Here is an 18,242-nt window from a genome sequence, read left to right as displayed (position 1 = left end):
AACAGGCTTACCGGGATAACGGCAAGCCTGTACACTATTTTTATATGGTTGCATATCGTGCATCACTCACCCTATTCCCCCACAGAGAATATGCAGATAATGATGATGCAACGACAGGAACAACATAACTTCTTATTTTAATTTGTGACAAATATAGTATATAGAAAACAAAATGCAAACTATTTACGCATTTTTCTTTCAATTGTAAATTTATATTCACTTCTTTGCAACAATTGTTACTACAAAAAGAGTGATACCACCCAGTAGATGCCAGCGGCCAGGAGGGCACTCACCGGGATAGTGAGAATCCAGGCCACCCACAAATCCTTGGTCACACCCCACCGCACAGCCGACAACCGTTTGGTCGCGCCCACGCCGATAATGGCTCCCGTGATGGTATGGGTGGTACTCACCGGGATCTTCAGTATTTCGGTGAGGTAGAGGGTAAAGGCACCGGCCGTTTCGGCCACCACTCCTTCGAGCGGGGTCACCTTGGTAATCTTGGTGCCCATCGTCTTGACAATCTTCCAACCGCCCGACATCGTACCCAGCGAGATGGCCGTGAAACACGAGAAGGCCACCCAGTCGGGCAGGTCGGCAATGCTGTTGATACCCGCACCCAGCCCCAGCGAGTGTGCCGCAATGAGGGCGGCGGCGATGATACCCATCACCTTTTGCGAGTCGTTCAGACCGTGGCCTATGCTGAACATGGCCGACGATACCAGCTGCAACCGTTTGAACCACATCTCGGCCTTGTGTGGCTGGGCCTTACGGCAAATGTGCAGTACCAGTATCGTGAAGCCAAAGGCTACCACCATACCGATAAACGGTGCCAGAAAGATAAAGGCGGCTATCTTGAGAATGATGTTGAGCTGTATCGCCCCAAAACCGCTTGCCATGATGGCTGCCCCGGCAAACCCGCCGATGAGGGTGTGCGACGAGGACGAGGGGATACCCTTCCACCAGGTAAAGAGGTTCCAGATAATGGCGGCAATGAGCCCCGACAGGATAATGGGCAGGGTGATAAACTCCTCGAACACCGTCTTGGAGACCGTGTTGGCAATACCAAACCCACCGATGATATACTTGGCAATAAAGAAGGCGACAAAGTTGAAGCAGGCTGCCCACAAAACCGCCTGAAAAGGGGTGAGCACCTTGGTCGATACGATGGTCGCTATCGAGTTGGCCGCATCGTGAAAACCGTTGATGAAGTCAAACAGCAGCGCCAGTACAATAATGATAATCAATAACTCCATTACACACCAGCGGTTTATGCATATTTCACAATCAGCGTTCTCAACACTTTACCCACATGCTCGGCCGAGTCGGTAGTCTTCTCGAGCACCTGCATGATCTCTTTGATCTTGATAATCTCGATGCAATCCTTCTCCTCCTCGAAGAGGCGTTTGACAAAGAGCTCATACACATCGTCGGCCTGGTTCTCCAAGTCGTGCAGACGGGTGCAATATTCACGCAGCGTCGAGGGATTCTTGCGGAAACGCTCGAGCTCGTCCATCGCCTTGCAAATGTAATCGGCCTCCTGTTGCACCAGCAGACTCAACTCCTTGCCACTCTCGCCAATAGGCCGCGGATTATAAATCGAGATGCGCTTGGCGCAACTGTTTATACCATCGATTACATCGTCCATGTGCGAAGCCAGAGCCTGGATATCCTCCCGATCAAAGGGAGTGATGAAGGTCGTGCCCAACTCGTCGAAGATGCGGTGCGACAGACGGTCGCCTTCGCGCTCGAGATCCTTGATGCGTTTGTAATAGGCATCCCGCTCATCGGCCTTGTCGTGGTTCATGCTCTCTACCAGCACGGCCGACGAGGCCACCAGTACCTCGGAAAGCTGTTTCAACAAGGGGAAAAACTTAGGCTCTTTGGGGGTGAATCGGCTAAAAAAAGAATTTTTCATCGTCGTATCATATAAATATTTAACACAATCTCTTCAAGGGGTCTATTCTCTCCTCTCCTTCAAAGGCAAAGCGAACGCGGTAACACGCTGTATGCTTAGCAACTGCAAAGATAGAGGTGAGGGAATAGACATCGTGTTACATTTATTTTAAATTTTTGCACTACCTAAATTTTTTTCAGTCCTCGGTGCTGTCAAAAGTTTGTCTTACTTTTGCTCCATATCCATGCAACCCCAACGATGAGCGAAACAATTGTCATAGAACAGACGGCCGACGGCCTCCCCACCCTCTACCTGCCCGGGATGGACGAACATTACCACTCGACCAAAGGGGCCCTTACCGAGGCGCGCCACGTCTATATCGACATGGCCCTGCGAGCTCGGGGCAAACGTGACATACACCTGCTCGAAGTGGGATTCGGTACCGGGCTGAATGCTTTTCTCTCGCTGCTCGAGGCACAAGCGCAAGAGTTGGACCTGCACTACACCACCTTCGAGCTCTACCCGCTTGCTCCCGAAGTGACCGACCGGCTTGACTATCCGGCTCACATCGCCCCCTCGATGGCCCCGGCTTTTGCCCGGCTGCACAGCTGCGAGTGGAACCAGCCGGTAGCCATCACCCCCAACTTCACCTTGTACAAGCGCCGGGCCGACTTTACCTGCACCCCGCTCGAGGAGCTCTACGACGTCGTCTATTTCGATGCCTTCGCCCCCGAGAAACAGCCCGAGATGTGGAGCTGCGCAATATTCCGCACCCTCTACGACCACCTGGCACCCGGCGGCATACTCACCACCTACTGTGCCAAAGGCGAGATACGGCGCAGACTGCAAGCCACCGGCTTTACGGTCGAGCGACTTCCCGGCCCGGCGAACGGCAAACGCGAAATCCTGCGGGCCAGCAAACCTGCCGTCCTCTATCCATAGATAGCCTCGGCCACAGCCACACTCAACTCACGGCCTACACCCACACGCTGCAACAGAATGTAGTAGTACTCGTCGGTCTCGCCAAACGAGGAGACCGTGAGCCCCACACGGCTAAAGGCTTCGGCCTGCTCGTCCACGGGGAGCAACTTGCGCGAAAAGACCCGCGAGAGCAACCTCTCGTGTATCTGGTTGAGATGCTGCCGCCCCTGCGTGTGGGCTATGAGCAGACGGCCCCCACAGCGCAGATTGTCGGTGACGAGTCGGGCAATCGTATCGACCGGGTAACGAAAGTGTGGGAAAACCGAGTAGAGCAATATGGCGTCGAAATGCCCGGCCAGTCGGTCGCGCTCCACATCGGCATGGATAAAGTGCACCCCCTCGCCGGCATAGCGCAACGAGGCTTCGCGCAACATCTTCTCCGAACTGTCCACCGCCACAATAGGCGTATAGGGACCCACCCGCCGGCGGATATAGGGAATCATCACGCCCGTGCCCGTGCCCACATCGAGCACCGTCTCGCCCGGCGAGAGGTGCACAACCGAGAGGATGTGGTCGATTTGCCCGGCATCGGGGTGGCTGGTGCGGTCCCACACCCCGGCCATTTCGTCGAAGAAATTCATATGGCCTCCCTTCTCTCGAGACACGAGCAGAGGTAGTCGCACCACAAGGCGAGCCCTGTTCCCCGGGTGGCCGAGGTCTCGAAAAATCGAATCTCCGAATTGATTTTCAAGGCGTTCTCCTTCAACCTCTCGAGCCGGCTATCGACATAGGGCAACAGGTCTATTTTGTTGATGACACAGATATCGGCCCCCGCAAACATATAGGGATACTTCAGCGGCTTGTCGTCGCCCTCGGTCACACTCAACAAGACAACCCGCAACTGCTCTCCCAAATCGAACATGGCGGGGCACACCAGGTTACCCACATTCTCGATAAAGAGCAGCGAGTCACGCGCCTGCAACTCGTCATAGGCCTCGGCCACCATGCGGGCGTCGAGGTGACAGCCGTTGTGCGTGTTGATTTGCACGGCAGGTACCCCCAGACGCCTGATGCGTCCGGCATCGTTGTCGGTATGCTGGTCGCCCTCAATCACGGCTACCCGGCGGAACCCACGCTCGCCCAACCGCACGATGGTCTGCTCGAGCAGAGCGGTTTTGCCCGACCCCGGCGAACTGACCAGATTGACGGCCACGCAGCCCATCGCACTCCATCGGGCCCGATTCTGCCGAGCCACCCGGTTGTTGTCACTCAATATATCTTGCTCTACGGCAATATCGACCGTCGCGCCATGCGTGTGAGGCAGGCCCTGGCGGTGCATCTCTTCGTGGCTCATCTCCCGATCGCCACAACCACAAGTGCTACACATAGTTTTTATTGTTTGGTTTGTTACGGTTTATCTTCATCGGCCTCGACCGTCAGCGACGAGAGGCGGAACTCCTGCCCTTCAAGCAGTTGGGTGGAGTAGCTCCCGCAGTGTGGACAGGGCGTATAAATCGACGCCGGCTCGAACATGCCTCCGCAGGTCAGACAACGGGCACGGGGCGATACCCGGGTAAGTGCGACCCGGACACCGGCATACCTACGGTCGAGTATCATCTGCAACGAATAGGCAAACGCCTCGCAATCGACCCCCGACAAGTCACCCACGGTCACCTCGACCGTGCGAAGGGCTCCGCCTCCGTGCCGGTGCAACTCGTTATCGACCAACTCGACCACACTGCAAGCCAACGACAATTCATGCATATCCTGCTATTTAAGGGTTGTCATGTTTCCTTCGGCCAGCCAGGCTGCAACGACAGCCATCTGACCCACCGCAATACCGGCATCGTTGCACGGCACGAGAGCCGGCAGATAGGGTTGCAACCCCGCCTGTCGCAGAAGCGACATGAGCCGGTCGGTCAACAGCCGGTTCTGCAACACGCCGCCCGAGAGCACGACCCTCGACAGTTTCTGCCGCACAGCCTGACGGGCCACTTCGGCACACCACATGGCAGCATAGGTGGCATGGAAAGCACTGGCAATCTCACTTCGGGGAACACCGTTGCGCAGGTCGTTCACCAAGGCAACGACCAACCACGAAATATCGAGGGGATTATCGTGGTCGAAGGGATAGACCTTCGCCGCGGCCCCCTCGGCCAATTGCTCCAGTTTTTGCGGAGCCTCGGCCTGGTAGCGGTTGAAGTCGGCCACGCCCAGCAATGAAGCCACGGCATCGAAGAGCCGTCCTGCCCCCGAGCTCAACGGGGTATTGATACGCCGGGCTATCATGCGGCTCACCAGTTTGATGCGGTCGCTCCCGATGCGCTCGACAAAATCGGGGGGCAACGGCATCGCCTCGCCATAGAGCGAATAGAGCAGTGAAATGGCCATGCGCCAAGGCTCACGGGCCGCTGCATCGCCGCCCGGCATGGGCAGATAGGGCTGGTGCGACAGGCGACGGTAGCGGGTGCGCGAACAACGCAACAGTTCCCCGCCCCATATCGTACAGTCGTCGCCATAGCCTGTACCGTCGAGACACAGGGCCAACACATCGTCCTCGAGGTCATACTCGGCCATGACGGCTACGGCATGGGCATGGTGATGCTGCACCCGGTAGAGGGGGACGTGATGCTCGGCGGCATAGTGTTCGCCCCACACCGTAGCCGCATAGTCGGGGTGCAGGTCGCACACCACACAGCGGGGTGTGAAGCGGAACAGACGGGTAAAGTGGGCAACCGACTCCTCGAAGAAATCGAGATTGCCCCGATGCGACAACTCGCCAATGTATTGTCCCAACAGAATGTCGTTGCGTTTGCCCAAAGCAAAACTCGACATCTGTTCGGCTCCCACAGCCAGGATACCCTCGGTGGGTTGCAGGTTGTGCAAGGGTTCGGGGGTATATCCCCGGGCCCGGCGCACGGGACGACACAAGCCGTCATACTCGCACACAACCGAGTCATCGACCCGGTTGTAAATCTCGCGATTATACGAAATCACCAGCTCGACCTGCGAGTCGAACAGGTCGTGAGCCTCGCCGTCGGCAATGACAATGGGGCTTCCACTCGGGTTGCCGCTGGTAACCACCACACGCCGCAACGACGGGGCCATCTCGAACAGATCGTAGTGTATGGCCATATAGGGCAAAAGGATTCCCAACGACCGATAACCGTCGTTGAGCCAGGGGGCATGGTGTGCCCGCTCACGCGACACGACAATGGGACGCCGCCACGAAGTGAGAGCCCGGTGCTCCTCGTCGGTGAGCGACAAGTCGTCGGCAGCAGTCGCCTCGTCGCGGTACATCACGGCCAAAGGTTTGGCATAGCGCCCCTTCAGTTGCCGCAACCGCACCACAGAGGCCTCGTTGTCGGCATCGCACAGCAGGTTGTAGCCTCCCAGGCTCTTGAGAGCGACCACCCCTCCGCCCGACAAGACAGAGGCCAGGCGTGCCACGATGCGTCGGTAGTCGTGCTCCTCGGCTCCGCTCCTGTCGCGCAGCGTATAGACGGGACCACAACGGTTGCAGGCAATGGGCTGGGCATGAAAGCGACGGTCGTTCACGTCGATATATTCGTGCCGACAGGTATCGCACATGGCAAAGTCGCTCATGGTTGTCACCCCACGGTCGTAGGGCAACTCTTTGATGATGGTAAACCGGGGACCGCAATGGGTACAGTTGATAAAGGGATAGTCGATGCGGTGAGGCTGCCGGTGCCGATCCTTCAGACAGTCGGGGCAAATGGCTATATCGGGGCTGATGCGGGTAACGTCGTCGCCGTCGCTGCGGCTGGGAGCAATCTCAAACCGGTCATACACCACCGCCGACCGATGCCTTTCGACATCGATACGCTCGATCGAGGCCACCTCGGGAGCCACCTCGCCCAACGCCTTCACAAAGCGATCTTTCTGCGCGCCGGTCGCCTGCAACACCACAAGCACCCCGTCGTTGCTGTTATCTACATAACCGTGCAATCCCATCCCGGTAGCCAGTCGATATACGCAGGGGCGAAATCCCACGCCCTGCACAAGGCCCCTGACGTGTATGTGATACTGATTCATCTGTAAACGTTTTTTTCAGATTTCTTTCTAAACAATAGAGCCCCCTGAGTTGTTCATTGGGGCGTATCCAAAAAAGAACGAAATATCATGTGCCTGGCAATTCCCGGAAAAATCATCGCCATCGACGACTCCTGCACGCTGCGCATGGCGACCGTCGATTTCGGCGGGGTATATCGCCCCATCTGCATACAATATACCGACGCCTCGACAGGCGACTATGTGCTGGCTCACGCCGGCATGGCCATTGCCCGGCTCGACCGGGAGGAGGCCGAAGCCACCTTGGCCGATTTCGAAAAACTGGCTCAAGCTCAACCAACACCCCCCGACAGCCATGTGGTATGACAGCCCCTTCAGAGATAGCCGCAGCCTCACGGCCCTGCTGCGGGCCATCCGCCGGGAGGCCACACGACCGATACGCATCATGGAGGTGTGCGGCGGGCAGACCTATGCCCTGTCGCGCTACCGCATCGAAGAGCTGCTGCCCGACACCGTGCAGATGATTCACGGCCCGGGCTGCCCCGTATGCGTCACCCCGGCCGAAACGGTCGAAGAGGCGCTCTTCATAGCCCGGTCGGCCAACACGATACTCTGCACGTTCGGCGACATGCTGCGGGTGCCGGGCTCCGGGGGAGAAAGCCTGCTACACCTGCGCACCGAGGGGCACGAAATCCGCATCGTCTATTCGCCCCTCGACACGCTGAAGATTGCCCGCGAGAACCCGCGACAACAGGTCGTCTTTTTCGCCATCGGCTTCGAAACCACCACCCCACTCTACACCTTGTTGCTGAACGAGGCCATCGCTACCCGACTGGAGAACCTCTCGCTGCTCACCTCGCTCTTCACCCTGCCGGCCGCCATCACGCACCTCACCCGCGACCCCGATTGTAAAATCGATGCCCTGCTGGCCGCCGGGCACGTCTGCTCGATTACCGGCATCGGGGAGTATCGGCAACTGGCCCGCCAAACAGGTTGCCCCATCGCCATCACCGGCTTCGAACCGGCCGATCTGCTCTATGGCATCTACCACGTGGTGCAACTTCATGCTCAGGGAAGGGCCGAAGTCGTCAACGCCTATTCCCGGGCAGTCGCCCCCCAAGGCAACGAACAGGCCCGCCGCGAGACCTCCCGGTTCTTCACCCCCTGCGACGCCCGCTGGAGAGGGTTGGGAACCATCGCAGGGAGCGGGTTGAAACTGCGCCCCGCCTATGAACAATATGAGGCTCAAAACCGTTTTCACTGTGCGATAAATACCGTCACCGACGCCTCGCCCTGCCGAGCCGGAGAGATCATGAAGGGGAAGATTTCGCCCCGTGAGTGTCCCCTCTTCGGCCGGCGTTGCACCCCCGACTCTCCACAGGGGCCCTCGATGGTATCGAGCGAAGGTGCCTGTGCCTCATTCTACCGCTACCGAACGACCTAAAAAAGAGATGAATATGAATATACCCGATTGCCCGATACCCACACAACCCAACGACTGCATCACCCTGGCCCACGGCGGGGGCGGACGCATGACCGGCCGACTTATCGAGACCCTCTTCTACCCGGCCTTTGCCAACCGCTGGCTCGAACAGGCTCACGACGGAGCCACCCTCACGGTTCCTGCACCTCGCATCGCCTTCAGCACCGACTCGTTTGTGGTCTCGCCCCTCTTCTTCCCCGGCGGAAGCATAGGCGACCTGGCTGTGAACGGCACCGTAAACGACCTGCTCTGCTGCGGGGCGAAACCCCTCTACCTGTCGGCCGCCTTCATTCTCGAAGAGGGACTCCCCCTCGACACCCTGCGACAAGTGGTGCAGGCCATGCACCGGGCTGCCGCACACGCGGGAGTCTCTATCGTCACCGGCGACACCAAGGTGGTGGAGCACGGCAAATGCGACGGGCTCTACATCAACACCTCGGGAATAGGAGTCGTACCCGGCAACATCGAAATAGGACTGCACCGGGTAAAGAAAGGCGATGCCGTGATTGTGACCGGCCCGATAGGCAACCACGGAGTATCGGTTCTCTCCACACGCGAAGGATTGGGATTCGAGACGAGTGTCCAGAGCGACACCGCAGCCCTTACCCAAATTGTATCGAACCTGCTGGCCGGAGTCCCCGACGTGCATATGCTGCGCGACCCCACCCGGGGAGGGTTGTCGAGTACTCTGAACGAGATTGCCGAGGAGGCCGGGGTGACCATTACCCTCGACAAAGAGGCTCTGCCCATAGAGGCCCCGGTGCAAGCGGCCTGCAACCTGCTGGGCCTCGACCCGCTCTATGTCGCCAACGAGGGAATCATGCTCGTGTTCCTGCCCGACGAATATGCCGAACAGGCCCTTCATATCATCCGCAACGACCCGCACGGGAGCAAAGCCAGCCTCATAGGCCACGTGACCGACGACCGGCATCCCGAAGTACTTCTGCAACTGGCCCTGGGGCAAACCCGGGTTATCGATATGCTGAGCGGTGAACAACTGCCGCGCATTTGTTGAAACGACCAAACACCTATCTGTCATGGGAAAAGAAAAAACATTCTACCAAGAGCTGAAGGCGAAGGGTTATACCCGCCGCCAGTTTCTCAAGTTCTGCGGCATCATGGGGGCCATGCTGGGGCTGCAACAGAGCGGCCTGGCCCAGGTAGTCAACGCACTCCAAAGCAAGCCCCGCAAGCCGGTGCTCTGGTTCCACTTCCAGGAGTGTACCTGCTGTAGCGAGTCGTTCCTGCGTTCGTCGCACCCGCTCGTGGGGCAGATTCTGCTCGAGATGATTTCGCTCGACTACTCCGACACGCTCATGGCGGCCAGCGGATTCCAGGCCGAGGAGGTGCGCGAGCGCTCCATGAAAGCCAACTGGGGCAAATACATCCTGATTGTCGAAGGCTCCGTCCCGCTGGGGAATCCCGGCTACTGCACCATCGCCGGGCAATCGGCCAAACAGATTTTCGACGAGGCCGCCCAAGGGGCAAGCGCCATCATCGCCTGGGGCAACTGCGCCTCATCGGGCTGTGTGCAGGGTGCCTATCCCAACCCTACCGATGCCAAGCCCGTGCATAAAATCATCTCGGGCAAACCGGTCATCAACGTGCAGGGCTGTCCGCCCATCGCCGATGTCATGGCCGGGGTCATCACCTACATCCTCACTTTCGACCGGCTGCCCGAACTCGATGCCATGGGACGCCCCGTCACCTTCTACGGTCGCCGCATCCACGACACCTGCTACCGCCGGCCGGCCTTCGACGCCGGACTCTTTGTCGAGGCCTTCGACGACGAGAATGCCAAGAAGGGATACTGCCTCTACAAGATGGGATGCAAGGGCCCCAACACCTTCAACTCGTGTGCCGTCATCAAATGGAACGAAGGGGTGAGCTACCCCATCCAGTCGGGACACGGCTGCATCGGGTGTGCCGAACCCGGCTTTTGGGATGCCGAACCCCTGTATCACCATCTGCCCCATGTCAACGGCTTTGGCATCGAAGCCACCGCCGACCAGATAGGGCTGGGACTTACCGCCGTTGCCGCAGCCGGTGTGGCTGCCCATGCCATCGTAACCAATATCCAGAAACGGAAACTCATCAAGAACCAAATGGACAACGACGAGTTGAACCGCGAAGCCTTCGCCACCGAAGAGCAACACATCGAACACCGGGAACAGGCTCTCGACCAAAAGGCCCGCCACCTGGAGAAAGAGAAAGACTAACCGATAAAACCATCGAATCATGACCAAACGAATTGTTGTTGACCCCATTACCCGAATCGAAGGCCATCTGCGCATCGAGGCCGATATCGAAGGGGGCGTCATCACCGACGCCTTCAGCTCGGGCACCATGATACGCGGCATCGAGATCATTGTCAAAGACCGCGACCCCCGCGACGTGTGGGCCTATGTGGGACGAGTGTGCGGCGTGTGCACCTCGATACACTCGCTCTGCTCGGTACGGGCTGTCGAAAATGCCCTGGGCATTGTCGTTCCGCCCAACGCCGAACAGGTGCGCAACCTCATGCAGTCGGCCGTGACCATACAGGACCACGTGACCCACTTCTACCAGTTACAGGCTCTCGACTGGGTCGATGTCATGTCGGCCTTGCATGCCGATCCCCGCAAGGCTGCCGAAGTGGCCCAGCGTCTCTCGGACTGGCCCAAGAACTCAATCGGATACTTCGTCGAGATACAGGAGCGCGTGCAACGCTTCATCGAAACCAGCCGTTACAGTATCTTCTCCAACGGCTACTGGGGACACCCGGCCTACAAACTGCCGCCCGAGGTCAACCTCGTGGCACTGGCCCACTACCTCGAAGCGCTCGACGTGCAGAAAGAGATGGTAAAGATACAGACCATCTTCGGCGGCAAGAATCCGCACCCCAACTTCCTGGTGGGCGGCATGGCCTGTGCCATCAACATCAACGACCCCAACGCCCTCAACATGGAGCGGCTCAACTATGTGGCCCAGATTATCGAACGCACGCAAACCTTCGTGCAACAGGTCTATCTGCCCGACGTGCTGGCCATCCTCTCCTACTACCCCGAGTGGACCCGCATCGGCGGCGGTCTGCACAACTACATCACCTATGGCGACTACCCCATGGGCCACTATGGCGAGCTATCGACCTACAAGAGTCCGCGAGGCATCGTCGTCGATCGCGACCTGTCGCGGGTAGTCGAGTTCGACCCCTGGGCGATGGACGGTCTGCTCGAGTTTGTCAACAACTCGTGGTACTCCTACTCACAGGGCAAGGAGGTGGGCCTTCACCCCTCGGTGGGCGAGACAAACCTCGACTACACGGGGGCTACACCGCCCTACCAGTACCTCGAGCGCGACCAGCCCTACAGCTGGATAAAGACTCCCCGCTACAAGGGTATGCCCATGGAGACGGGGCCGCTGGCCCGCAACATCGTGGCTCATGCCTACGGCAACGAAACCTACGAGGCCATCACCCGGCGATGCCTCGACCAGCTGGGTGTCGGTTACGAGGCGATGTATTCTACCGCCGGACGCACCCTAGCCCGGGCCATCGAGGCCAGCCTGCTGGCCGACTGGCAAACCGACTTCTACACGGCCTTGCTGCGAAACATCAAAAGCGGCGACTACCGCATGTTCAACGGGGTCAAATGGGAACCCGACACCTGGCCCGAGACGGCACAGGGCGTGGGACTCACCGAGGCACCCCGCGGTGCACTGGCTCACTATGTCAACATCAAGGATGGCAAAGTGTCGAACTACCAGATGATCGTACCCACCACCTGGAATGCCTCACCCCGCGATACCCGTGGGGAACGGTCGGCTTTCGAGGCCTCGCTCATCGGCACCCCTGTCGCCGACCCGCAGACCCCGCTCGAGATTATCCGCACCATCCATTCGTTCGACCCCTGCATGGCCTGTGCCGTGCACCTTTACGACGAGCGGGGCGAGCACATACACCACTGTGAAATGATATAACGACAACCCCTCAAAAAAAAGAAACCGTCATGATAAGCCGCCGAAAATCCTTACGCGAAGTCTATGTATGGGAGCTGCCCGTGCGCATCTTCCACTGGGCCAATGCACTCGCTATCGTCGTGCTGTGCGTGACTGGCTACCTCATAGGCAACCCGCCGGCCATCCAGCACGCCACACCGCCCGAGGCCAACTACTGGTTTGGCTGGGTGCGGTTTATCCACTTTGTCGCCGCCTTCGTCTTCATTCTCAACTTTCTCGTGCGACTCTACTGGGCCTTTGCCGGCAACTCGTTTGCCCGCTGGAACAACTACCTGCCCCTCACCCGCAAACAGTGGCGGGGCATATGCGACACCACCCGGGTCGATGTGTTGCTCCTCTCGCCCAAACCCATTTACGACATCGGCCACAACAGCCTAGCGGCTTTCACCTACTTCGGGGTATTCATACTCTTCATCATCCAGACGGTCACCGGCCTGGCCATGTTCTGCGTATCGACCAACAACGTGATGGAACCCTTCTTCACATGGATACTGCAACTGTGCGGCGGATTCTTCGTGGTGCGACAAATACACCACATAGCCATGTGGGCCTTCATTCTCTTCTCCATCGCCCACATCTACCTGGTGTTCTACCACGACTACATCGAGCGCAACGGTATCGCCTCGTCGATTATAGGCGGGTGGAAGTTCGTGAGAGAAGACCTGGCCGAAGAGTACGAAACCGAGCAGAAACAAGAGCAACAGATTCAACGACAAAAAGATGAAATAGCCCATGAAACGAAACGAAAATAACACGCAGCCAAGCGCCCCCGACCTCGAACCTATCCTCGTACTGGGCATAGGCAACCTGGTACTCAACGACGAAGGGATAGGCATACACGTGGTCCACACCCTCAGCCAGATGGAGATGCCCCGGGGGGTCGATGTTCTCGATGGTGGCACCGGAGGGCTGGCCCTGCTGGAGACCCTGCAACACTATCCACGGGTCATTCTCGTGGACGCCGCACTCGACAATCGTCCGGTGGGTACCATACGCCGGCTGTCGCCCCGCTACTCCCGCGACTATCCGCCTCGATTGAGTGCCCACGAGATAGGTCTGAAGGATATGATCGACGCCATGCTGCTCCTGGGACAAGCCCCGCAAATCGAACTGCTGGCGGTGAGTGTGCGCAACTACCACCGATTGGGGATGCATCTGTCGCCCGAAATCAGAAGAGCCATTCCCCAAATTCTGCAACTGGTATTCGAGATCATCAAAGACCTGAGGCACGGCCGCTACCCGATAAGTCTCGGGTAGCCCCGCCATTCATGGCTCCCCCCCCAAAAAAATGTAGCGCTCTTTTTCTCGCCGGGTCGGAAAAATTTTGTAATTTGGCTCCCCGATTACAATACGATAAATTCATCACCTATGAAAGCCCAACACTCCTTTCTGCTTATTTTATGCCTGCTGATATGCTCATCGCTCCAGGCTCAAAACGACACCATAAAAATACTGGCCATCGGCAACAGCTTTGCCGACGACGGCATCGAGTATCTCGACGAGATAGCCCTCTCGGCCGGGAAGCACATCATCGTGGCCAACACCTACATTGGCGGATGCTCCATCGAGCGCCACCTCGACAACGCACGTCACGATCGGCATGCTTATCTCTACCGCAAGAACATCGACGGTCAATACTCCGAGGAACACGACAAGAGCCTGCTCGAGGCCATCCACGACGAGGATTGGGACTATATCGTACTCCAGCAGGTAAGCTCCCTGGCCGGACAATACGGCACCTACTTCCCCGACCTGGCCGAGCTCATGGATTATGTAAAGAAGAATGTCACCAACCCCCACGTGCAATATGCCCTGCAACAGACCTGGGCCTATGCCAAGAACTCGACACACCCGGGATTCTTCCACTACGGGAAAGACCAGCAGGCCATGTATGAAGATGTGGTATTTGCCTACAACCAGGCCGCACGGATGCTGCACATCTCCATCATCATACCCACCGGCACAGCCATACAGAATGCTCGCAGCAGCAGCCTGGGCGACACGCTGTGCCGCGACGGCTACCACCTGAATCTGCAATACGGACGCTACACGGCAGCCTGCACCTGGTTCGAAACTTTCTTCGGCCAATCGTCGGTAGGCATCGTCTATCGCCCCGACGGAGTCACCGAGCAACAGGCCTCAATTGCCCAGAACGCCGCACACCGGGCTATCCTCTGTCCCAGCGCCGTCACTCCCATGACCGATTTCTGACTCTCGACATGCCCATCCCGGTCGATGCGGTTCCACACCCCAACAGCAGAACCGGCACATGAATTATACCCGTAAAAGAGAACCGAGGATAGCGTCCATTTGGTCAGCCCGACAAGCCATTTCATACAGTAGAGGCGAGAGTTGATACATTATCGCCCCATTCCTTTGTTGCGAAAAATTTTCTTCATTACATTTGTCTGGAAGAAAAAGAGATGTCTGATTTCCTCATCATATCGACCTCGACCGACCTTGTGCGCATTGCACAAGACCGCATCATCTATATCTCGTCAGACGGCAACTACTCCACCCTGATCCTGGCCGACGGAGAGGCCCGGTTAGTCACCTACCAGTTGGGACAAATCGAGAAACTCATTGCCGAGCAGCTGGGCAATTCATCGGGAAAAGCCTTTATCAGAATCGGTAAACAACTTATCATCAATCGAAAGTATATCTATTACATCAACCTGCCCAAACAGCAGTTGATCTTGTCGGATAACAGTTCGAACAAATATACCGTGTCGCCTTCGCGCGAGGCGCTCAAGCAGTTGAAAGAACTTGTTGAATCGGAAAGGGAATAGTAAGATGACAGATTTCAAAGACAACATCAGAGATGACGAAATAAGGGTAATCGGCGAAATCAAAGCCAACCGGGTCTCCCCGCTCACCAGCCCAAGTCCAAGGGGTTGCGGATGGCGAATTGTAGGCATCATCGTGCTCATACTCCTGGTCGCAGGTATCGTCCTGGCCTACCTCTTCGGCTTCAACAAGGACAACAAGAACGACAGCCCCAACAGCGACGAAACAGCCTCTTACTTCGAGCCGCAAACGACACCCGCACCCAAAGCCGAGCCCCACACTATCGTGCCCCTGGGATTCTACCCCGACTCCCCGACGACAGCCTACACCCAAATCATCGACACCACCATCAACGACATTCCGCTGCGCATCCATATTCCTCACGGGGCCATACCCTCGTTGCAAGTGGGCCGATTGAACGAGAACGACTCTTCGATTATCCTGGTGGCCCAGGCTGCCGACATCCGCCGCGACAACCGCAAGATTGTGGGGGCCTTTGTTCTGCAAGGCAAGCCCCTGGCCTGGGGTAAAGCCAAGACGGGATTCTGCGCCATCATCCACGACACCATCACCGTGGGTATTGCCGAGAACTCCCCCCTCTTCGAGAAGGCCACCGAGACAGACGGCTATTTCTTCCGACAATACCCGCTGGTCGATAATGGCCGACTGGTTGAAAACGAGCCCAAGAACAAGTCGATACGCCGCTCGCTGTGCGACCGCAATGGCGAGATCATGGTCATCGAGACCCTCTCGGCCGAGTCGTTCCACGACTTTGCCCAGGCACTCGAAGACCTCGACATCACCAACTCCATCTACCTGGTGGGCAGCCACTCCTATGGTTGGAGCACCGACGCTCAGGGGCATCGCCACACCTTTGGGCGCAAAACCTATCGCATGCCGGTCAACACCAGCTACATACTTTGGCGCAAACCATGACCCCACGCCAGCAAGGCTGTACCAAATAGGGGGTAAAAAGCCATTTCATACAGCCCCGATGGCATTTCATACACTTCCCTTTTCAATCGAGTTTGGTAACCAATCTTTTTATAATCTTTGTCATACAAAAACAAAATTATAAAAACGATGAAACCAATCCTTCTACTTCTTCTCGCTACCCTCGTGGGCTCTTGTACCACCCTCTTGGCCGGGAAAAAACAGCCCACGTCCCACACCTACCAGCAAGCCATCCAGGCCATCCAGGCACAAGACTACAGCACGGGGCTCGACCTGCTCTCCCAAGAACAGGAGAAAAACCCCGACAACGGCTACATCCTTACCTGGATGGGAGTCTCGCAACTGGGTCTTCTTGAGTATGGTCAGGCTCTCAACTCGACCGGCCAGGCCATTCGGCTGCTCCCGCCCAAAGAGGAGCAGATGCGCTCGCTGGCCTACTACATCAGCGCCCTCAGTTATGAAGGATTGGAACAGACCGACTTGGCCATAGAGCAAATGTCCAAAGCTATTGAATATGCCCCACAAGACGCATCTCTCTATGAACGACGAGGCTACCTCTATCGCGACCAGGGAAGGTTAGACCTGGCCGAGGCCGACTTTCAACAGATTATCTCTTTCGCGCCCGGCGACTCGAAGGGATATGTAGGAATAGCCTCCATACGATATATTCAAAAGAATTATACCGAGGCCATTAAACTGCTGGACCTCGGCATAAAGCTCCATGCCCATGACTACCAGGTATATCTGTTGCGCTCCTACTGCCACACAGCCCTGGGCCAATACAGTCAAGCGGCCGACAACGCCATAAGCTCTCTCAATGCCCAAGACAACATCGAGGCCTTTTTCCAACTGCAATCCATTGCATTGGCCGATTTCCAAGCCATGTTACAACCCCTGGAGGCCATGCGCATCAAAGAACCCGACAACGATACCTGGGACTACAACCTGGGATGTATCTGCCAGATTACCAATCGCTACCCACAAGCCATCGGGTACTACCGGCAGTGCACCGAGAATACCGAACTGACCAGGGCCAATATCGCCTTCTGCCTGAAAGAAGTGGGCGATTACAGACAAGCCCTCCTGACTATCGACTCGGTTTTGACGGTTACCCCCACCGACTACGAAGCTCTCTTGTGTAAAGCCAGTATCCTCTACCTGGCAGGATATCCGCAAAAGGCCATTGCCCAAACCGATCTCTACAATGCTCACTATCAACCATCGACCGACGCTCACTATTGGCGGGGGTACTACAAGAACCTCTCAAGCGATTACGACGGGGCCCTCGCCGACCTCGATACGGCCCTCATCCTCGACCCCCAAAACAGCAAGGCACTGTTGCTCCGTGGCGAAGTATATCGGCAAAAAGGGGACCTCGAACAGGCCAGCAACGACTATCGCGCGTCTCTCGCCATCGACACCATAAACGGACAGCAAATGTTCTCTCCGTTGGCCTGGCTGGGAATAGGTGAGACCAAACGGGCCATCGCCACGGCCGACAGCCTCATCGCCGATGAACCCTCCAACAGCGACCGATACTTTGCGGCCTCGCAACTCCATGCCCGACTGGGCAATACAGAGAAGGCTCTCGATTTTCTCGAGCAGGCCTTTGAAAAAGGATTCCGTAAGTTTGTCCTGCTCGACATCCCCGATATGGAACCGCTGCATAACCAGCCCCGATACCAAGAGCTCTTACAGAAGTATCCTCGCCCGGCACAAATCGAACTGCCCAACGGGCTCATCGCACCTCAAACTTTCCCGACGGTGCCCAACGACAATCACCGGGAAGAGGATATCGATATCTCCAAAGGCCATCTGGCCCGACAAGTGGCTTAACAGAAAGAGGAATAAAAACAGGCCCGAGCGATAGAACTCCATAGCGGCAGAACTCCATATAAAGCGACAACGAGATTAACTTCAAGAACAGAAACCCAAACTTCCATAAGGTCATAATAGTTCCGAAAGGGGACGACGACTTGCAACCGAAGCACACATCCTTATCTATCCTACCCACGCTCCCATTTCACCGGGGGCACTTCGGAAGCAAGTCAACCAGGCGGGGTACTGCGATTTCATCCAATCTCGAGTACCCCGCTCTCTCTTTGTGAAGCTGAAACTTTCGTGTCACACTTTTTTTCAAAAACGAACTAAAAAAAAGAGTATTTCGGTTGA

18 protein-coding genes are annotated in these 18,242 nt (G+C 57.0%); 12 read left to right on the top strand and 6 right to left on the bottom strand.

From position 1 onward, the window contains the following. Nucleotides 1-239 precede the first annotated feature (239 nt). A complete protein-coding gene (locus tag B5G10_RS10050) occupies nucleotides 240-1,256 on the bottom strand; it encodes an inorganic phosphate transporter (RefSeq protein ID WP_087424596.1) in 1,017 nt (338 codons plus the stop codon). 14 nt (nucleotides 1,257-1,270) lie between these two features. Next, nucleotides 1,271-1,918, bottom strand: coding sequence for a DUF47 family protein (locus B5G10_RS10045; protein ID WP_087424595.1), 648 nt, complete (start codon nucleotides 1,916-1,918; stop codon nucleotides 1,271-1,273). Nucleotides 1,919-2,155: 237 nt separating this feature from the next. On the opposite strand from B5G10_RS10045, the gene mnmD reads away from it, so the two are divergent. Next, the gene (gene mnmD, locus B5G10_RS10040; protein WP_087424594.1) at nucleotides 2,156-2,839 is read left to right on the top strand and encodes a tRNA (5-methylaminomethyl-2-thiouridine)(34)-methyltransferase MnmD; all 684 of its coding nucleotides are present in this window, start codon (nucleotides 2,156-2,158) and stop codon (nucleotides 2,837-2,839) included. On the opposite strand, the gene B5G10_RS10035 is transcribed toward mnmD, so the two are convergent. Genes B5G10_RS10035 through hypF form a run of 4 tightly spaced genes read right to left on the bottom strand, consistent with a single transcriptional unit; the run spans nucleotide 2,830 to nucleotide 6,874 of the window. Next, nucleotides 2,830-3,459 (bottom strand): class I SAM-dependent methyltransferase, encoded by a 630-nt coding sequence (locus B5G10_RS10035; RefSeq protein WP_087424593.1) that lies wholly within the window; start codon nucleotides 3,457-3,459, stop codon nucleotides 2,830-2,832. The genes mnmD and B5G10_RS10035 overlap by 10 nt on opposite strands. Then, complete coding sequence (hypB, locus tag B5G10_RS10030) at nucleotides 3,456-4,205, bottom strand: hydrogenase nickel incorporation protein HypB (protein WP_087424592.1); 750 nt, start codon at nucleotides 4,203-4,205, stop codon at nucleotides 3,456-3,458. Before hypB ends, B5G10_RS10035 begins: the two co-directional genes overlap by 4 nt. 20 nt (nucleotides 4,206-4,225) lie before the next feature. Beyond that, the gene (locus tag B5G10_RS10025) at nucleotides 4,226-4,582 is read right to left on the bottom strand and encodes a hydrogenase maturation nickel metallochaperone HypA (protein ID WP_087424591.1); all 357 of its coding nucleotides are present in this window, start codon (nucleotides 4,580-4,582) and stop codon (nucleotides 4,226-4,228) included. A gap of 6 nt (nucleotides 4,583-4,588) precedes the next feature. Continuing rightward, on the bottom strand, nucleotides 4,589-6,874 hold the full coding sequence (hypF, locus tag B5G10_RS10020; RefSeq protein WP_087424590.1) for a carbamoyltransferase HypF: 2,286 nt from the start codon (nucleotides 6,872-6,874) through the stop codon (nucleotides 4,589-4,591). A gap of 87 nt (nucleotides 6,875-6,961) precedes the next feature. On the opposite strand from hypF, the gene B5G10_RS10015 reads away from it, so the two are divergent. The 11 genes from B5G10_RS10015 (at nucleotide 6,962) to B5G10_RS09965 (ending at nucleotide 17,906) form a co-directional block, all read left to right on the top strand. After that, on the top strand, nucleotides 6,962-7,216 hold the full coding sequence (locus B5G10_RS10015; RefSeq protein ID WP_087424589.1) for a HypC/HybG/HupF family hydrogenase formation chaperone: 255 nt from the start codon (nucleotides 6,962-6,964) through the stop codon (nucleotides 7,214-7,216). Next, nucleotides 7,206-8,294 carry a hydrogenase formation protein HypD gene (hypD, locus tag B5G10_RS10010; protein ID WP_087424588.1) on the top strand — a complete coding sequence of 363 codons (1,089 nt, stop codon included), beginning with the start codon at nucleotides 7,206-7,208 and terminating at the stop codon, nucleotides 8,292-8,294. Before B5G10_RS10015 ends, hypD begins: the two co-directional genes overlap by 11 nt. A gap of 7 nt (nucleotides 8,295-8,301) precedes the next feature. After that, nucleotides 8,302-9,348: a hydrogenase expression/formation protein HypE gene (gene hypE / locus B5G10_RS10005; RefSeq protein WP_087424587.1), complete on the top strand. Its 1,047-nt coding sequence runs from the start codon at nucleotides 8,302-8,304 to the stop codon at nucleotides 9,346-9,348. Nucleotides 9,349-9,370: 22 nt separating this feature from the next. Beyond that, nucleotides 9,371-10,552 carry a hydrogenase small subunit gene (locus B5G10_RS10000; RefSeq protein ID WP_087424586.1) on the top strand — a complete coding sequence of 394 codons (1,182 nt, stop codon included), beginning with the start codon at nucleotides 9,371-9,373 and terminating at the stop codon, nucleotides 10,550-10,552. Nucleotides 10,553-10,571: 19 nt separating this feature from the next. Further along, nucleotides 10,572-12,290, top strand: a complete 1,719-nt coding sequence (locus B5G10_RS09995) for a nickel-dependent hydrogenase large subunit (protein WP_087424585.1) — start codon at nucleotides 10,572-10,574, stop codon at nucleotides 12,288-12,290. Between the two features lie 29 nt (nucleotides 12,291-12,319). Next, entirely contained in the window at nucleotides 12,320-13,081 is a 762-nt protein-coding gene (cybH, locus tag B5G10_RS09990; RefSeq protein ID WP_087424584.1) for a Ni/Fe-hydrogenase, b-type cytochrome subunit, read from the top strand. Beyond that, nucleotides 13,062-13,586, top strand: coding sequence for a hydrogenase maturation protease (locus B5G10_RS09985; RefSeq protein WP_087424583.1), 525 nt, complete (start codon nucleotides 13,062-13,064; stop codon nucleotides 13,584-13,586). The genes cybH and B5G10_RS09985 overlap by 20 nt, the downstream gene beginning before the upstream one ends. 111 nt (nucleotides 13,587-13,697) lie before the next feature. After that, nucleotides 13,698-14,540 (top strand): DUF4886 domain-containing protein, encoded by an 843-nt coding sequence (locus B5G10_RS09980; RefSeq protein WP_087424582.1) that lies wholly within the window; start codon nucleotides 13,698-13,700, stop codon nucleotides 14,538-14,540. A 212-nt stretch (nucleotides 14,541-14,752) separates the two neighbouring features. Then, a complete protein-coding gene (locus B5G10_RS09975) occupies nucleotides 14,753-15,118 on the top strand; it encodes a LytTR family DNA-binding domain-containing protein (protein WP_087424581.1) in 366 nt (121 codons plus the stop codon). A gap of 4 nt (nucleotides 15,119-15,122) precedes the next feature. Then, nucleotides 15,123-16,052: a hypothetical protein gene (locus B5G10_RS09970; RefSeq protein ID WP_087424580.1), complete on the top strand. Its 930-nt coding sequence runs from the start codon at nucleotides 15,123-15,125 to the stop codon at nucleotides 16,050-16,052. A gap of 147 nt (nucleotides 16,053-16,199) precedes the next feature. Further along, complete coding sequence (locus B5G10_RS09965) at nucleotides 16,200-17,906, top strand: tetratricopeptide repeat protein (protein ID WP_087424579.1); 1,707 nt, start codon at nucleotides 16,200-16,202, stop codon at nucleotides 17,904-17,906. Nucleotides 17,907-18,242: the final 336 nt, after the last annotated feature.

Source organism: Barnesiella sp. An55 (assembly GCF_002161555.1).
Taxonomy (GTDB): Bacteria; Bacteroidota; Bacteroidia; order Bacteroidales; family Barnesiellaceae; genus Barnesiella; species Barnesiella merdipullorum.
This window is presented reverse-complemented; position numbering and strand designations above follow the sequence as displayed.

Excerpts from the sequence above, each read along its gene's own strand:
- B5G10_RS10050 (WP_087424596.1), bottom strand. The coding sequence starts at position 1,256 with ATGGAGTTATTGATTATCATTATTGTACTGGCGCTGCTGTTTGACTTC.
- B5G10_RS10045 (WP_087424595.1), bottom strand. The coding sequence starts at position 1,918 with ATGAAAAATTCTTTTTTTAGCCGATTCACCCCCAAAGAGCCTAAGTTT.
- mnmD (WP_087424594.1), top strand. The coding sequence starts at position 2,156 with ATGAGCGAAACAATTGTCATAGAACAGACGGCCGACGGCCTCCCCACC.
- B5G10_RS10035 (WP_087424593.1), bottom strand. The coding sequence starts at position 3,459 with ATGAATTTCTTCGACGAAATGGCCGGGGTGTGGGACCGCACCAGCCAC.
- hypB (WP_087424592.1), bottom strand. The coding sequence starts at position 4,205 with ATGTGTAGCACTTGTGGTTGTGGCGATCGGGAGATGAGCCACGAAGAG.
- B5G10_RS10025 (WP_087424591.1), bottom strand. The coding sequence starts at position 4,582 with ATGCATGAATTGTCGTTGGCTTGCAGTGTGGTCGAGTTGGTCGATAAC.
- hypF (WP_087424590.1), bottom strand. The coding sequence starts at position 6,874 with ATGAATCAGTATCACATACACGTCAGGGGCCTTGTGCAGGGCGTGGGA.
- B5G10_RS10015 (WP_087424589.1), top strand. The coding sequence starts at position 6,962 with ATGTGCCTGGCAATTCCCGGAAAAATCATCGCCATCGACGACTCCTGC.
- hypD (WP_087424588.1), top strand. The coding sequence starts at position 7,206 with ATGTGGTATGACAGCCCCTTCAGAGATAGCCGCAGCCTCACGGCCCTG.
- hypE (WP_087424587.1), top strand. The coding sequence starts at position 8,302 with ATGAATATGAATATACCCGATTGCCCGATACCCACACAACCCAACGAC.
- B5G10_RS10000 (WP_087424586.1), top strand. The coding sequence starts at position 9,371 with ATGGGAAAAGAAAAAACATTCTACCAAGAGCTGAAGGCGAAGGGTTAT.
- B5G10_RS09995 (WP_087424585.1), top strand. The coding sequence starts at position 10,572 with ATGACCAAACGAATTGTTGTTGACCCCATTACCCGAATCGAAGGCCAT.
- cybH (WP_087424584.1), top strand. The coding sequence starts at position 12,320 with ATGATAAGCCGCCGAAAATCCTTACGCGAAGTCTATGTATGGGAGCTG.
- B5G10_RS09985 (WP_087424583.1), top strand. The coding sequence starts at position 13,062 with ATGAAACGAAACGAAAATAACACGCAGCCAAGCGCCCCCGACCTCGAA.
- B5G10_RS09980 (WP_087424582.1), top strand. The coding sequence starts at position 13,698 with ATGAAAGCCCAACACTCCTTTCTGCTTATTTTATGCCTGCTGATATGC.
- B5G10_RS09975 (WP_087424581.1), top strand. The coding sequence starts at position 14,753 with ATGTCTGATTTCCTCATCATATCGACCTCGACCGACCTTGTGCGCATT.
- B5G10_RS09970 (WP_087424580.1), top strand. The coding sequence starts at position 15,123 with ATGACAGATTTCAAAGACAACATCAGAGATGACGAAATAAGGGTAATC.
- B5G10_RS09965 (WP_087424579.1), top strand. The coding sequence starts at position 16,200 with ATGAAACCAATCCTTCTACTTCTTCTCGCTACCCTCGTGGGCTCTTGT.